This window comes from Actinacidiphila yeochonensis CN732 (genome assembly GCF_000745345.1).
GTDB lineage: Bacteria > Actinomycetota > Actinomycetes > Streptomycetales > Streptomycetaceae > Actinacidiphila > Actinacidiphila yeochonensis.
In genome coordinates, this window is the sequence record NZ_JQNR01000005.1 from 909,426 (window position 1) to 923,890 (window position 14,465).

At 77.1% G+C, this 14,465-nt stretch carries 12 protein-coding genes and 1 pseudogene; 7 read left to right on the forward strand and 6 right to left on the reverse strand.

Features of this window, described 5'->3' with window-relative positions; genetic code table 11:
- Positions 1–89: 89 nt before the first annotated feature.
- The 6 genes from BS72_RS15710 to BS72_RS15735 all read right to left on the reverse strand — a co-directional run bounded on the left by BS72_RS15710 (position 90) and on the right by BS72_RS15735 (position 3,927).
- Complete coding sequence (locus BS72_RS15710) at positions 90–659, reverse strand: dihydrofolate reductase family protein (RefSeq protein ID WP_037916087.1); 570 nt, start codon at positions 657–659, stop codon at positions 90–92.
- A gap of 232 nt (positions 660–891) precedes the next feature.
- Positions 892–1,293, reverse strand: a complete 402-nt coding sequence (locus tag BS72_RS15715) for a rodlin (RefSeq protein WP_037911210.1) — start codon at positions 1,291–1,293, stop codon at positions 892–894.
- A gap of 133 nt (positions 1,294–1,426) precedes the next feature.
- Positions 1,427–1,810 (reverse strand): hypothetical protein, encoded by a 384-nt coding sequence (locus BS72_RS32385; RefSeq protein ID WP_051951148.1) that lies wholly within the window; start codon positions 1,808–1,810, stop codon positions 1,427–1,429.
- 477 nt (positions 1,811–2,287) lie between these two features.
- Positions 2,288–2,755 (reverse strand): chaplin, encoded by a 468-nt coding sequence (locus tag BS72_RS39560; RefSeq protein WP_051951149.1) that lies wholly within the window; start codon positions 2,753–2,755, stop codon positions 2,288–2,290.
- Positions 2,756–2,891: 136 nt separating this feature from the next.
- Entirely contained in the window at positions 2,892–3,131 is a 240-nt protein-coding gene (locus BS72_RS15730) for a chaplin (RefSeq protein ID WP_037911212.1), read from the reverse strand.
- A 385-nt stretch (positions 3,132–3,516) separates the two neighbouring features.
- Positions 3,517–3,927 carry a rodlin gene (locus BS72_RS15735; protein WP_037911214.1) on the reverse strand — a complete coding sequence of 137 codons (411 nt, stop codon included), beginning with the start codon at positions 3,925–3,927 and terminating at the stop codon, positions 3,517–3,519.
- Positions 3,928–4,418: 491 nt separating this feature from the next.
- Between BS72_RS15735 and BS72_RS15740 the strand changes: the two genes are divergently transcribed.
- From BS72_RS15740 to BS72_RS36545, 7 genes and pseudogenes are all read left to right on the forward strand, one after another.
- Positions 4,419–5,672, forward strand: coding sequence for a glycosyltransferase (locus BS72_RS15740; RefSeq protein ID WP_051951150.1), 1,254 nt, complete (start codon positions 4,419–4,421; stop codon positions 5,670–5,672).
- Positions 5,673–5,752: 80 nt separating this feature from the next.
- Positions 5,753–7,705: a sugar transferase gene (locus BS72_RS15745; RefSeq protein ID WP_407639042.1), complete on the forward strand. Its 1,953-nt coding sequence runs from the start codon at positions 5,753–5,755 to the stop codon at positions 7,703–7,705.
- Between the two features lie 162 nt (positions 7,706–7,867).
- Complete coding sequence (locus BS72_RS35535) at positions 7,868–9,277, forward strand: O-antigen ligase family protein (protein WP_051951151.1); 1,410 nt, start codon at positions 7,868–7,870, stop codon at positions 9,275–9,277.
- A gap of 628 nt (positions 9,278–9,905) precedes the next feature.
- Entirely contained in the window at positions 9,906–11,450 is a 1,545-nt protein-coding gene (locus BS72_RS15755) for a lipid II flippase MurJ (RefSeq protein WP_037916104.1), read from the forward strand.
- Complete coding sequence (locus BS72_RS15760; RefSeq protein ID WP_051951152.1) at positions 11,440–12,267, forward strand: polysaccharide deacetylase family protein; 828 nt, start codon at positions 11,440–11,442, stop codon at positions 12,265–12,267. The genes BS72_RS15755 and BS72_RS15760 overlap by 11 nt, the downstream gene beginning before the upstream one ends.
- Positions 12,264–13,199, forward strand: a pseudogene (locus BS72_RS38345) (glycosyltransferase); the annotation flags it as partial. The gene BS72_RS15760 and the pseudogene BS72_RS38345, both read left to right, overlap by 4 nt.
- A 683-nt stretch (positions 13,200–13,882) precedes the next feature.
- The gene (locus tag BS72_RS36545; protein WP_232792424.1) at positions 13,883–14,383 is read left to right on the forward strand and encodes a lipopolysaccharide biosynthesis protein; all 501 of its coding nucleotides are present in this window, start codon (positions 13,883–13,885) and stop codon (positions 14,381–14,383) included.
- The last annotated feature ends 82 nt before the right edge of the window (positions 14,384–14,465 follow it).

Here is a 14,465-nt window from a genome sequence, read left to right on the forward strand (position 1 = left end):
CCCGGTCAGCGGTTCCAGCCCGTACGGGCCGAAGGCCGCACTCTACTGACCGGAGCCGCACGAACAGCTCCCCGGGTCCCGCCGGCAGCTCAGCCGCGGCCCACGGCGTAGCGCAGGTAGGCGAACTGGCCGCGCTGCTCCACGGAGGTGAGGGTGAGGACGGAGGAGGTGAGCCGGCGGGGCAGCAGCGGCGCACCGGCGCCGAGGGTCACCGGTGCCACGCCGAGGACGAGTTCGTCCAGCAGCCCCTGGTCGGCGAAGGCGCCGGCCAGCTCTCCACCGCCGACCAGCCAGATCCGCCGGTCGCCCGCGGCCTCGGCCATCGCCCGGTGCACCGGCGCGACGTCGCCGCGCACGAAGGTGATGTCGGCGCCCGGCACGGGCGGCAGGTCGTCGCGGTGGGTGAAGACCCAGCAGGGCACGTCGCCGTAGAAGGTCTGCCACTTCTCCGGGTGGGCGAGCAGGTCCTCGTGCTCCAGCAGCCACCGGTACGTGGTGGCGCCGCTCACGAACGCGCCGACGCCGGCGAAGAAGTCCGGGAACGGGTTGCCCGCCCCCTGCTCCCCGTGCTCCACCTCGAACAGCCAGTCCAGGCCGTTCTCCTCGTCCGCGATCCATCCGTCGAGGGTGGTGGCCGTGTAGTACGTCGTCGTCGCCATGGCACCGAACGTACCGGCGGCCACCGACATCGCACCCGGAGACGCCGGCGCCCCCCGCGAGAGGTCAGCGGGGGGCGGAGAGGTCGGGCGTCGCCGGCACCGGGCCCCGGGCCCCGGGACGGCGAAGGTCCGGGGGGCGAAGGTCCGGAGCAGCGAAGGTCCGGGAACGCCGAAAGGGGCCGCCGGCGAGGGGGGAAGGCCGACGGCCCCTTGGTGCGGGGTCAGGCTGCGGTCAGCTGTTGGCAGCGCCGTTGCCGGAGAGCACCGGGATGTTGCTGAGGATGTGCGACAGCGGCTCGTCACCCTGGGCCTGGGTGGAGTTCTCGGCGCACTGCTGGTTCTGCGGCGAGGTCAGGACGTTGACGTCCTGGACGGTGATCGGGATCAGGCCGATCAGCGAGCCGACGTTGGCCTTGACCGGAACGCCGAGGCAGGGCTTGTTCAGGGTGCCCTGGATCAGGCCGATCTGGGGGCTCTGGACGCCGCCGGTGACGGTGTTGCCGTACGCCTGCGTGGAGCCGTTGCCGTTCACCGTGGTGGTGCCCGTGTCGTTGCCGATGGCCATGGCCTGGGGGGCGGCGACAGCGGCGACGGACGCGGCGAGCGCGGCGCCGGCGAGCATCTTCTTGATCATTGGATGTCCCTTGTGTGGTACTTGGTGCACGGTTCTGGAAGATCCGGAACGATCTGGTCAACCGCTCCGGGGGAGTTTGGTTCCGGCCATTCACTCCGATGGAGGAGTACGGCCGGAGGGGCTGACGCGCAGGTCAGCCGAGGCCGCCCAGCAGGCTGCCGAGCGGCAGACCGCCCAGCAGCGAGCCGCCCGGCAGACCGCCCAGCGCGGAGCCGGCGGTGTTCTGCACGCCCTGGAGGCCGCCGACGCTGTTGAGCGCGGAGCCCGCGACGCCCTGGACCTGGTCCGCGCCGCCCTGGACGGTCTCCAGCGCGTCCTGGACGTGCGTGGTGTCCGCGACCTTCTGCAGCGGCTGCTCGGCGAGCGCCTGGTCCACCCCGCCGTTGATGCTGGTGGGCATCGTCGACATGTTGTCGGGGGACACGGAATTGGCGGCGGTCTCGGCAAAGGCCGGCACGGCCATTCCGGCCGCCATCACCGAGCCGGCCAGAACCGCCGCCACCTTCGAGTACTTCATTGCCACCCTTTCCTTAGCCAGAGCCGGCGGCCGCCCGTCGAGGGGGCCGACCACCGCTGTCACCGTCGGACCGTCGGTCCGTCGATGTGCACAACGACCAGGCGGACCAGCGGAAACGTGACCGTCACCCGCCGTTCGGCAATCACCCGTACGGGAGATACCTGGTGTGTTCGTCGCACTATGTGTTTTGCCGGAGGAGCCTCGCCCGCCCGTGCGCGCGGCACACGAGGCGCACCCAGGGCACGCGGAACACGAGGGCGGGGTCTCCCGCGCTCGTGTCCCGCACCCGGCGGGTGCGCGTGGGGGCGCCGTCCGGCCGCGCCGTTCTTCAGCTCTTCGGTGGGCCCCGTCGGACTCCTGTGGAGACCGGCGGGGTCCGCCGGACCCCACCGCGACGCACTGGAGCGAACCGAGGCACCGGTCGCGGCAGTTGACGGCGGCGGGGTCAGAGCGGGGGTCAGTGGGGGGTCGGACGGTTCAGCGGGTCCGCGCGGAGGCGCGGGACGAGCGCCGGTAGAGCAGCGCACCGCCGAGCAGCAGCGCGGCGCCGGCGGCGGAGGCCGCACCTGCCTCGCGCACGTTCAGGCCCGTCTCGGCCAGTTGCGTGTGCCGGGGCGCGGGGGGCGCCTGCCGGACCGGTGGGGTGGTCGTGGGAGCGGGCGGCGGAGGCGTGGTCGGCGCCGCCTGGGCCGGCGGGGCCCCAGCGGTGTTCTGGCAGTTGTTGCCGAACGCCGGGTTGAGGACGCCCACGGCGTCCACGGTGTTCCCGCACGCGTTGACCGGGACGTTCACCGGTACCTGCACGCTGTTGCCCGACAGGACGCCGGGCGAGCCGGCGGCGTTGCCCGTGGCGGTGGAGTCCGCGTGCGCGGCTCCCCCGGTCGCGGCGAGGACGCCGCCTACGGCAGCGACCGTGAGCAGGCTCCGGCTGAGGATCTGTCGCATGACTCTTCTTTCCGCATCTGTGGTCCGGGGCCGGACGCCACTGCGCCGGCCCCCGCCGGGACGCACCGCCCGGGGCCGCCGCAGTGGCGGCCCGGGCAGCACCCGACCTGGGCACCAGGGCCCCGTCAGGTAGGCGTCAGCTGTCGGCGTTGATGCAGGTGTTGCCGAACGCCGGGTTGAGCAGCGCGATGATGTCGATGGTGTTGCCGCACAGGTTGACCGGCACGTGCACCGGGACCTGGATGACGTTGCCGGACAGCACGCCGGGGGAGCCGGCGGCGACCGCGCCCGCGTCAGAGCTGGCGAACGCCGGAACGGCGGCACCCGCGGCCATCAGGGTGCCCGCGGCGACGGCCGCGATCTTCGTGTACTTCACGGTGTGGACTCCTTTTCCGGAAGCGGCGACTGGGAACCCCCACGTCGGTCGTGGCGGCCGGGCGCGACCCTTGCGCCCACGCACCGCTGCCGCCCGGTCCAACGACCGGGCTCGACGCGAGGAAACTCCCTCTTTGCCACTATTTATTGCGATTCACCCGTAAGGCTGTAGCCGACGGGCAGGCGGAACCGCCCACGAGCGCTCCGGCCCGGCTCCCGCGGCGAGCCGCCCTGCCCCGGCCCACCGGCGCGGGGCTCGGCGGACGGGGCGGGACGGGCGGCCCGGCGGTCGCGGGACAGCGGACGCATGACAGCGGACGCGGGTCAGCTGACGCCGGTGGCGGGCCGGTGGTCGCCGAAGGCGGGCCGGCGGTCGCCGGTGGCGGTCAGTGGTTGCCGGTCCCGTTGCCGGACAGCAGCGGGATGTTGTCCAGGATGTGGGAGAGCGCCCCGTCACCCTGCACCTGCGTGGAGTTCTCGGTGCACTGCTGGGTCTGCGGCGAGCTCAGGACGTTCAGGTCCTGGACGGTGATCGGGATCGCGCCGATCAGCGAACCGAGGTTGGCCGTCGCGGGCAGCGCGATGCAGGGCTTGTTGAGCGAGCCCTGGATGAGCGCGAAGGACGGGCTCATCACGCCGCTGGTGTAGGTGTTGCCGTAGCTCTGCTCGGAACCGTTGCCGTTGGCGGTGGTGGTTCCGTGTTCGTCGCCGATGGCCATCGCGCCCGGGGCGACCGCGGCGGAGACACCCGCGAGGGAGGCGGCGACGGCCGCGGTGGCGAAGAGCTTCTTGATCACGGTGGGTCCTTCATCAGGGAACGGGGGAACGCAGGGACCGCCGGAACGACGGGACCGCGGGAGCCTCCTTCGGCCGGTGCTCGGCCCCGAGTTCCCGCGCCGCCCTGACCAACACCCGGGAACCGCCGCCGGTAATGAACCTTCACCCGAATGGATAACGACCGTCGCGACGCACGGACAGCCCACCCGCGAACGGGTGAATTCACGGAGCGCCAGATTGACGTTCCCTACATCCCGACCTTCCGATGGTCATAAGAAAGTGCAGTTCAGGGGGGTGGAAGCGACCCGCCGCGCGTCGTCCGCCGTATTCCGCACACGGTCTGGGACGGTGCCGGAGGAGCGCGCGGGGATTACCTGGCCGCCACCGGACTCGTTGAGTGCACACGACCCGTTGATCACTGTTGGTCCGCAATGTTCCATCACCGGTCACCGGGTCGCGGAACCGACCAGACTTCGCACGTCTCCGGCCACCGGGGAGAGGGAACGGCGCGATGCGGCAAGAGCAGAACGGCGCGGAAGACCGGCTGTGCGGGCTGACGGTGATGCACCTGGCGCAGCCCGTCGAAGGCGGCGTCGCCCGCGTCGTCGCCGACCTGGCGGACGCCCAGGTGCGGCAGGGCGCCCGGGTGGTCGTCGCGTGCCCGCCCGGCGGGACGCTCGGGGCGGAGGCCGCCGCCCGCGGCGCGCGGGTCGTGCCCTGGGCCGCCCGCCGCCCGCCCGGGACCTCGCTGGCCGCCGAGACGCGGGCCGCGGCCCACGTACTGGGCTCGGTCCGCCCCGACCTCCTCCACCTGCACAGCGCCAAGGCGGGCCTGGCCGGACGGCTGGCCGCCAGGGGCCGGGTGCCCACCGTCTTCCAGCCGCACGCCTGGTCGTACGAGGCCGTACGCGGTCCGGTCGGCGCCGCCGCGGTGCGCTGGGAGCGGTACGCCGCCCGCTGGGCGCACCGGGTGCTGTGCGTCAGCGCGGCGGAGCGCGACCGAGGGCTGCTGCACGGGGTGCTGGCCGAGTACGCGGTCGTCCCCAACGGCGTGGACACCGAACGGTTCCGCCCGCCCCGCGACCGCGTCGCCGCCCGCGCCGCGCTGCCCGCGCTCACCGCCTTCGCCGCCACCCCGCTCCCCGTCGGCCCCACCGTCCCCGGGCAGCCGCTCGGCCACCCGCGGCCCGGCGCCACCGGCGGCGCCCGCGACGGGACTCCACTGGTGGTGTGCGTCGGTCGGCTGTGCCCGCAGAAGGGGCAGGACGTGCTGCTGCGGGCCTGGCCGCGGGTCACCGAGCGGCTGCCCGCCGCCCGGCTGGCCCTCGTCGGCGACGGCCCCGACCTGCCCCGGCTGCTGCGCGACGCACCGGACGGCGTGCTCTTCGCCGGCCCCGCCGCCGACCCGCTCCCCTGGTACCAGGCCGCCGACGTCGCGGTGCAGCCGTCCCGTTGGGAGGGGATGGCGCTGGCCCCGCTGGAGGCGATGGCCTGCGGCGTGCCGGTCGTCGCCACCGACGTGGCCGGTGCCCGGGAGAGCGCCCCGCCGGACGGCGGCGGCGCGATCGTGCCGCCCGGCGACCCCGCCGCGCTGGCCGCCGCGCTGCTGGTCCTGCTCACCGCCCCGGCGCGGCGCGCCGCCGCCGGACGGCGGGCTCTCGACCACGTACGCGCCCACCACGACGTGCGCGCCGCCACCGCGGCGGTCAGCGCCCTCTACGCCGACCTGCTCCCCCGCCCCATCTCCGAGGCATCCGCCCGATGACCCGCACCGCCGCACCCCAGCCCGCCGAGGAGCCGCCCGCCGCCGGCGCGGCGCCGGCGCAGCCCTCCACAGCCCTGTGGATGGACAACGCCTTCACCCCCTACAGCGCCTCCGCCGCCCACGGCCGCCTGGTCCAGCCGCCGTTCGCCCCCTCAGGCCCGTTCGCCTCATCCGGTCCGTCCGGCCCGTTCGCCTCGTCCGGCCCGCTCGCCTCGTCCGCCTCGACCGGCCCTCGGCCGGAGGCGGCCCCGCCCCGCGTCCTGGCCGGCGGTGCGCCCGGCACCCACCCGCTCGCGGAGGGCGGGGCCTCCCCGCCGGCCGCCCCGGGCACCGGGCCCGTCCCGGGCGCCGCCCCCGCGCCCGCCGGCTCGACGCCGCCCGCGCGGGTGCCCGGGGCGGACGGCCGGGTCGCCGTACTGCCCCAGGTCCAGCCGGAGGCGCGGCTGGACCGGACGGAGCCGCGGCCGGACCAGAAGGAGTCACGGCCGGCGGTGCCGCCGCCGGGCGGCGCCGCGCGCACGGCGACCGAGGCGGAGTCCGGCACCGAATTCAGGGCGGAGTCCAGGGCGCCGTCCGGCGCCGAGTCCGGTCCCGCTGCGGCCGGTCCCACGGCGGCCGGCACCGCGGCCCGCGGCCGACGGCAGGGCCGCCCGAGCGGCTGGGCGGCCGCCCTCGCGGCGGCCGACGGCGCCGCGGCGCTGCTCGGCCTGGCGCTGGTCGGCCCGCACGGCGGCCCGGTGCTCCCCGTGGTGCTGCTCGCCGTCCTGTACGCCGCCCAGCGTCGTACCGGCCTGTACCGGCCGCTGCTCGCCCCGGCCACGCTGGACGAGGTGCCGTCGGCCGCCCTCGGCACCGCGCTGGCCTGGGGGCTGGCCGCCGCCGCGCTGGCCGCGACCGCGCCGCGCCGGGCGCTGGACTGGTCCGACCTGTTCGGCGCCGCCGCGCTGACGCTGCTCGGCTGCGTGGCGCTGCGCGGGCTCGTCCACCGGCTGCACCGGTGGCGGCGCGGTCGCCGGCCCGAGCCCGCCCTCGTCGTCGGCGACGCCCCGGCGGCCCGGCACGTCGCGGAGGCGCTGCGCGCCCACCCCGAGTACGGGCTGTACCCGGTCACGGTCAGCACCGACCCGGCCGACCCCCACACGCCAGCCGACCCGGCCGACCTGACCGACCCGAGCGGCCTGACCGACCTCGTCCGCCGCGCCGCCCGCGAGGACGTCCGGCACGTGCTGCTGGTCGGTCCGCACCCGGCGCACCCCGCCGACGGCCCGTCACCCGCCGCGCCCGGCCGCCGGACCGGGGCCGGTGCCCGGGACGCGGTGGGCACGGCGGTCGCCGCGCGCCTCGCCGGACTCGGCTGCCGCACCTGGCGGGTGGAGCCGGCCGGGCGGGCGGGCGAGCCCGGGGGCTCCGGGGCGCACCACCTGTGGGCGTACGCCTGCTCGCCGGTGGAGACCGCCCGCGCGCGGGGGAAGCGAGCCACCGACGTGCTGCTGGCCGGTACCGCGCTGCTGGCGGTCTCCCCGGTGCTGGCCGGGTGCGCGCTGGCCGTCAGGCTGGCCGACGGGCCCGGCGTCCTCTTCCGGCAGGAGCGGATCGGCCGCGGCGGCCGGCCGTTCACCCTGCTGAAGTTCCGCACCCTGCGCCCCCGCGACGAGGACGAGGCGGCCACCCGCTGGAGCATCGCGCACGACGGGCGCGTGAGCGGAGTCGGCCGGCTGCTGCGCAGGACCTCCCTCGACGAGCTGCCGCAGCTGTGGAACGTGCTGCGCGGTGACATGAGCCTGGTCGGCCCCCGTCCCGAACGGCCGCACTTCGTCGAGGAGTTCAGCCGGACGCACGCCGGGTACGCGGACCGGCACCGGATGCCCGCCGGACTCACCGGCCTCGCCCAGGTGCACGGCCTGCGCGGCGACACCTCGATCGCCGACCGGGCCCGGTTCGACAACCACTACATCGACTCCTGGTCGCTCTGGCGGGACGTGGCGATCATGCTGCGCACCGCCCTGGCGCTGCTCCGGCCGGGCGGCAGCTGATGGCCGCCCCGACCGCTCCCCCGGCCCGCCCCCGGCCGGACGCCGATCCGCCCCGCCGCCGCACCCGCCCGGCCTCCCCTGCCTCCCCGGCCCCTCCGCTCCTGGTGGCGCGGGCTCACCCGTCCGGCCGAGCTCGCCCGCTACGCGTACCTCGCCCCGGCCGTGGCCACGGTGCTGCTGCTCGCGCTGCCGGTGCCGCCCGGGAACGTCAGCTCGTCCGGCAAGGTCACCCCCGCCGACGCGGCCTCCGCCGTCCTCGTACTGGCCTGCGCGGTACGGCTGCTGCGCGACCGTCGCCGCCCGCTGCGCCCGGCCGCCGCGCTGCTGCTCGGCGCACCGCTCGTCGCCTTCGCCGCCTCGGCGGTCGTGACGCCCGATCCGGGCGCCGGGGCCACCGGGTTCGTCCGCTACGCGCAGGTGTTCGTCCTGGTGCCGGCCGCGGTGGTGCTGCTGCTGCGCGACCGGCGGGACTTCGCGGTGCTGGCCGGCGCCGTGGTGGCCCTGGCCCTGGTGCAGGGCGGCGTCGGGGTGTGGCAGTACGCGACCGGCGGCGGCGCCTCCTACCAGGGGCAGGACGTCCGGGCGGTCGGCACGTTCGGGCCCTCGGACATCATGGGCATGGCCACCGTGGTCGCCTACGGGCTGCTGGTGGCCGCCGGTTACGCGCTCGCACCGGGCCGGCGGGGGGTGCGGATCGGCGCGGGCGCCTGCGCGGCCGTCCTCCTCGTACCGCTGACGGTGTCGTTCAGCCGGGGGACGTGGATCGCGACGGCGGTGGCGCTCGGCGCCGTCACGGTGCTGGCCGGACGGCGGCAGGCCGTCCGGGTGCTGGGCACGGCGGCCGCGTGCGCGGTGCTGCTGGTCGGCGGGGCCGGCGTCGGCTCGCAGATGATCACCGAACGGCTGACCAGCATCACGCAGGTGACGGACGCGCCCGACCCGTCCGTCACCGACCGCTACACCCTCTGGTCGGCGGCGGTCTCCATGTGGCGCGAGCACCCGGTGCTCGGCGTCGGCCTCAAGCGCTTCCCGGCGGAACGCGACAGCCACGCCTCGCTCGCCCTCGACTCCGGCAGCGACACCGACGGCGCCGGCCAGGGCTTCACCCGTGAACCCCTCCTCTCCCCGCACAACATGTACCTGCTGGCCCTCTCCGAGCAGGGCCTGACGGGCTGCCTGCTGCTGGGCGGCTCCTGGGCGGCCCTCCTCGCGGCCGGCACCGCCCGGCTGCTCCGTACCCGCCGGACGGCGGCCGGCACCGCCCGGCTGCTCCGTACCCGCCGGACGGCGGCCGCCGACCGCTCCCGTCCCACCGCGCCCCTTCCCGGAACCGGAACCGGCGGCGGTACGGCGGCCTCGTCCGGCAGTACGGCGCCACGGCCCGGCGGTACGGCGGTCCCGCTCCCCGCCGGGTCCGTCGGCCCGGGGCTCGCGGCCGTCGGGCTGCTGCTGTGGACCTGCGTCGACTTCCTCTACGCCGACATCGGCGGCCCGGTGACCCCGCTGACGGCCGTCGTCCTCGGCCTCGCGGCCTGGTGGGCCCTCGAACCCTCGGACGGGCGGCGCTCATGACCGCGCCCCCGCGCCCCCTCCACGCCCCGGCAGCGCCCCACCGCGACCGGGCTGCCGCGGCCGTACGCACGAGCCGTCGGCACCCGCACGCCGGCGACGCCCGGCCCCGCCGCCACGGCCACCTCGCACCGCCCCGGCCACCGCGCCGGCCCCCTACCCGCACCCGTCCGCTCTGCGGCGGCCCTCCGCCGCGCACCCGAACACGGGGACCGCCATCAACCACGCGAACCCCCAGGAGCCGGCCGCCCGAACCCGCGGCGAGGGCACGGCCCACGACGTGTGGGCCCCGCCCGCCGACCGGAGCACCACCGACGCGGACACCACCGACGCGCGCACCGCCGACGGGACGGAGCAGGAACTGGCCGAGCGGACGGAGCGGTTCGAGTCGGCCGAACGCTCCGGGTGGACGGTGGCCGACGCCGCCCACGACGACGTGTGGGCGTCCCCCTACGACCAGGCCGTCCCCCCAGCCGTCCCGGCCGCGCCGCCGCCCCGCCGGGTCCCGACCCGTCGCGTCCCCGGCAGGCACGCCAGGTCGACGTCCGGCCCCGTCCACTCGCCATCGCCCCCGGCTGCGCCCGCACCCGCTGCGCCCGCACCCGCCGGGGCCGCCGCGCCGTCCTCGCGGATGGCCCGAGCGGCCGTCGCCACCGCCGGGCTCAGCGTCGCGGGCTCCGTACTCGGCCTGGTCCGCGACCAGGGCATCGCCCACCTCTTCGGGGCGGGCGCGGAGAGCGACGCGTTCCTGGTGGCCTGGACGGTGCCCGAGGTCGCCGCCACCGTGCTCATCGAGGACGCCATGGCGCTGCTGATGGTGCCCGCCTTCAGCACGGCGCTGGCCCGCCGCGGGGTGCGCGCCCTGGTCCGCGGCACGCTGCCGCGGCTGGTCGCCCTGCTGGCCGGGCTGACGGCGCTGCTCGCGGCGGGCGCGCCCGCCGTGGTGCGGGTGCTGGCCCCGGGACTGGCCGACCCGGCCACGGCGGTGGCGTGCACCCGGCTGACCGCGCTGACCGTGCTCACCTTCGGGATCGCCGGCTACCTCAGCGCGGGGCTGCGCGCCCACCGCCGGTTCGGGCCGCCCGCGGCGATCTACGTCGCCTACAACGCGGGCATCGTCGCCACCCTCTTTGCCCTGCACGGCGCGCTGGGCGTCAGGGCGGCGGCGGCCGGGGTGGCCGTCGGCGGAGCACTGATGGTGGCGGCCCAACTCCTCCCGGCGGTACGGCTGCTGCGCACCTCGCCCGGCACCGCGCACGCGACCGCGCCCGACACCGCGCCCGCCCCGGCCGACGCGCCCGGCCGGGCCGCCGGGTACGACCCGCTGGGCGTCGTGCTGCTCGCCCCCGTCGTCGTCTACACCCTCAGCCGCCAGGCGCAGGTGCTGGTGGAGCGGTACTTCGCCGCACCGCTGCGGGCCGGCGCCATCTCGCACCTCAACTACGCCGAGAAGGTCGCCCAGTTGCCGATGGCGCTGTCGGTGATGATCGTGACCGTCACCTTCCCCGCGCTCTCCCGGGCGCTGGCCGAGGGCGACGCCGACACGGCCCGGCGGCGGGTCGAACGGGATCTGGGACTGGCCTGCTTCGTGGTGCTGCTCGGCACCGCGTACGTGGTGGCGTGCGCCCCGCAGATCGTCCATGTGCTCTTCCAGCGAGGCGAGTTCACCGCCGCCGACACCACCGCGACGGCCGCCGTGATGCGGGTGTACGCGCTCGGCCTGCTCGGCCAGAGCCTGGTCGGCACGCTGGTGCGGCCCTACTTCTCCGCGGCCCGGCCCACCTGGTACCCGGCCGCGGCGATGGGCGCCGGGCTGCTGCTCACGGCGGTGCTGGACGCCGCCGCGGTCGGCCCGTTCGGCGCCTGCGGCATCGCGGCCGGCAACGCGGCGGGGATCACCCTGGCCGCGGCGCTGCTGCTGCGCGGCCTCGGCGGCCGCCCGGTCGCCCTGCGGGCCCGCGCCCTCGCCCCGGCCATGGCCCGCACCCTGCTGGCCGCCGCCGCGGCGGCGGCCGCCGGGTGGGCACTGGCGGCGCGGCTGCCGGACACCGCGGCCGTGGCCGCCTGCGCGGTGGCCGTCCCGCTGGTGTTCGGGGCCGGCGCGGCGGCCGTCCGCGCGCCCGAAGTCCCCTACCTGCTCGCGACCGTGACCCGGAGGGCCGTCCATGACCGCTGATCCCCCCACCCGGACGCGCTCCCGCCACGGGGGCCGGGCCGGCCGCCGCGCGCCCTGGGCGCTGATGTACCACTCGGTGGCCGACCGGGCGGCCGGCGACCCGTACCTGGTCACCGTGGACCCCGACCGGCTGGCCGACCAGTTGCGCTGGCTGGGCCGGCACGGCCTGACCGGGGTGAGCATGCGCGAACTGCTCACCGCCCGCGCCCGCGGCCGGGCCGACCGGCTGGTCGGCCTGACCTTCGACGACGGCTACGCCGACTTCCTCACCGAGGCCGTCCCGCGGCTGCGCGAACACGGCCACACCGCCACCGTGTTCGTCCTGGCCGGCCGGCTCGGCGGCAGCAACGTCTGGGACGCCGAGGGCCCGCGCAAGCCGCTGCTGACCGCCGACGGCGTCCGCGCCGTCCACCGGGCCGGCATGGAGGTCGGCTCCCACGGCCTGCTGCACCGCGACCTGACCACACTGGACGAGGCCGAGCTGGCCCGCGAACTCACCGAGAGCCGACGCCTGCTGGCCGAGATCACCGGCGCCGTCCCGGTCGGCTTCTGCCACCCCTACGGCGCCGTCGACCCGCGCACCCTGCGGGCCGCCCGCACCTCCGGCTACGCCTACGCCTGCGCGGTCGACCCCGGTCCGCTGGCCTGCGTCCACGCGCTGCCGCGCAGCTACGTCGGCCACGCCGACACCTCTCCCCGGCTGCACGCCAAACGGCTGCTCCACCGGCTGCGCGGCCCCGTCCTGGCGCCGCCTTCCCCCCAGGCCGCCGTACCACCCGCCACACCACCCGCCGTACCGACAGGAGGCGACGCATGAAGGTCCTGCACGTCATCACCGGCCTGGAGATCGGTGGCGCCGAGCAGCAACTGCGGCTGCTGCTCAGGCACCTGGACGCCGAGTGCGAGGTCGTCTCGCTCACCGGCAGCGGCCCGCTGGCCGAGGCGATCCGCGCCGACGGGGTGCGGGTCACCGAGCTGCGCATGGCCGGCAACCTCGACCTGGAGGCGCTGCCCCGGCTGGTCGGGGTGATCCGGGCCGCCCGACCCGACATCGTCCACACCCACCTGTACCGGGCCTGCGTCTACGGCCGCGTCGCCGCCCGGCTCGCCGGGGTGCGCACCGTGGTGGCCACCGAGCACTCGCTGGGCGCCACCCGGATCGAGGGCCGCCCGCTGACGGCGGGCACCCGGGCGCTGTACCGGGCCACCGAACTCCTCGGCCAGGCCACCCTCGCGGTGTCGCCGACCGTCGCCGCACGCCTGCGGGCGTGGGGGGTGCCCGCCGCCCGCGTGCACGTGGCGCCCAACGGCATCGAGCCCGGGCGCTTCGCCTACGACCCGGCCGCGCGCGCCCGGGTCCGGAAGCTCCTGCGCATCCCGCAGGACGCGTTCGTGGTCGGCGGGGTGGGCCGGCAGGTGGCCGGCAAGCGGTTCGACGTACTGGTACGGGCCGTGGCCGAACACCCGGGCGTCCACCTGCTGCTGGCCGGCGACGGCATCGAACGGGTGCCGCTGCTCCGCCTCGTGCAGGGCCTCGGCGTCCAGGACCGGGTCCGGATGGCGGACCAGGCCACCACTGAGGTCGCCGAGGTCCTCAGCGCCATGGACCTGTTCGCCTCGCCCTCCGACGACGAGGCGTTCGGCCTCGCGGTCGTCGAGGCGCTGGCCGCCGGGCTCCCGGTGCTCTACGCGGCCTGCCCGGCCGTGGAGGACCTGCCGCCCGACCACGCCCCCGGCGCCCGGAAGATCGTCCCGGCGCGGGCGTCGGCGCAGTCGGCCGAGCCCGCGGAGCCCGCCGAGCCCGCGGAGCCCGCCGAGCCCGCGGAGCCCGCCGGGTCCGCGGAGCCCGCCGCGCACCCCGGTGACCGAGCGGGCGGGCAGGACGGCGGGCGGTCGACGGCGGAGCTGGCAGCGCGGTTCGCGGAGGCGATCGGCGCCGAACTCGCCGCCGGGCCGCGCCGCCTGCCACCGCCGCCGGCCGTCGGCCAGTACGACATCGTCTGCACCGCGCAGCAGGTCATGGCCGTCTACGAACGTGCGCACCACCGCGCCGGGCTGCTGCGCCGACGCCGGCCCGCGCCGCCCGCCGCCGTCCCGGCCCAGTCGGCGGCCCCCGGGACCCCGCCGCACAGGCGGCCCCGTCCGGTGCTCTGGAGCCCGGGTCCGTCCCCGCGCCGCAGGGTCCCGCCACCGCCCCGGCGCCGACTCCCGTCCCCCCGGCCGCCGGACCGTCCGCGACCGCCGCCCAGAAGTGAGAAGACAGCCATGACCGACTTCCGCGACCCGACGGACCTCCGGCGGGCCGCCCCCGCCGCCGGGTTCCCCGCCGGATGCCCCGCTGGGTGCCGCTCCCGCTCGGCATCGGCCTCGGCCTGGCCGCCGGGCTGGGCTACGGGCTCGCGGCCACCCCGCAGTACACCGCCTCCGGGTACGTGGTGGTCGTCCCCGAGGCCGGCACCGACGCGCCCACCGCCCTCGGCTTCGCCCAGGCGTACGGCCGGATCGCCACCGGCTCGGCGGTACTGGCCGGCGCCCAGGCCGCCACACACACGGCCGCGTCCGACCTGAGGGCGCGGGTGCGGGCCGAGACCTCGCCCGACGCGCCGATGATCGAACTAACCGGCACCTCCCCCCGGGCGGCCGAGGCCGCCTCCGCCGCCAACGCCGTGGCCCGCTCGCTGGCCGCCGTCGCCAACCGGGACAGCGCGGCCACCGGGGTACGGCTGATGTTCTTCTCCCCCGCCGCCGCGCCCACCGCGCCTTCCTCCCCCTCGGCCCCGCTCGCCGGGGCGGTCGGCGCGAGCGCGGGCGGCCTGCTGGGCGGGCTGGTCCTGCTCGTCCGCCCGCGGCCCGAGGAACAGGACGGACCGGAGGGGCCCGCGGCCCAGGTGCCGACCCCGGCGGCGGCCGAGCCGGAACGGGCCGCGGTGTGAGCGCCCCCCGACCGGACCCACGCGTCGGGCCACCCGCGCCCACCTCCGCGACGGCACGTCCGCCGGAACCCGGACCGCCTCG

Excerpts from the sequence above, each read along its gene's own strand:
- BS72_RS15710 (WP_037916087.1), bottom strand. The coding sequence starts at position 659 with ATGGCGACGACGACGTACTACACGGCCACCACCCTCGACGGATGGATC.
- BS72_RS15715 (WP_037911210.1), bottom strand. The coding sequence starts at position 1,293 with ATGATCAAGAAGATGCTCGCCGGCGCCGCGCTCGCCGCGTCCGTCGCC.
- BS72_RS32385 (WP_051951148.1), bottom strand. The coding sequence starts at position 1,810 with ATGAAGTACTCGAAGGTGGCGGCGGTTCTGGCCGGCTCGGTGATGGCG.
- BS72_RS39560 (WP_051951149.1), bottom strand. The coding sequence starts at position 2,755 with ATGCGACAGATCCTCAGCCGGAGCCTGCTCACGGTCGCTGCCGTAGGC.
- BS72_RS15740 (WP_051951150.1), top strand. The coding sequence starts at position 4,419 with ATGCGGCAAGAGCAGAACGGCGCGGAAGACCGGCTGTGCGGGCTGACG.
- BS72_RS15745 (WP_407639042.1), top strand. The coding sequence starts at position 5,753 with ATGGACAACGCCTTCACCCCCTACAGCGCCTCCGCCGCCCACGGCCGC.
- BS72_RS15755 (WP_037916104.1), top strand. The coding sequence starts at position 9,906 with ATGGCCCGAGCGGCCGTCGCCACCGCCGGGCTCAGCGTCGCGGGCTCC.
- BS72_RS15760 (WP_051951152.1), top strand. The coding sequence starts at position 11,440 with ATGACCGCTGATCCCCCCACCCGGACGCGCTCCCGCCACGGGGGCCGG.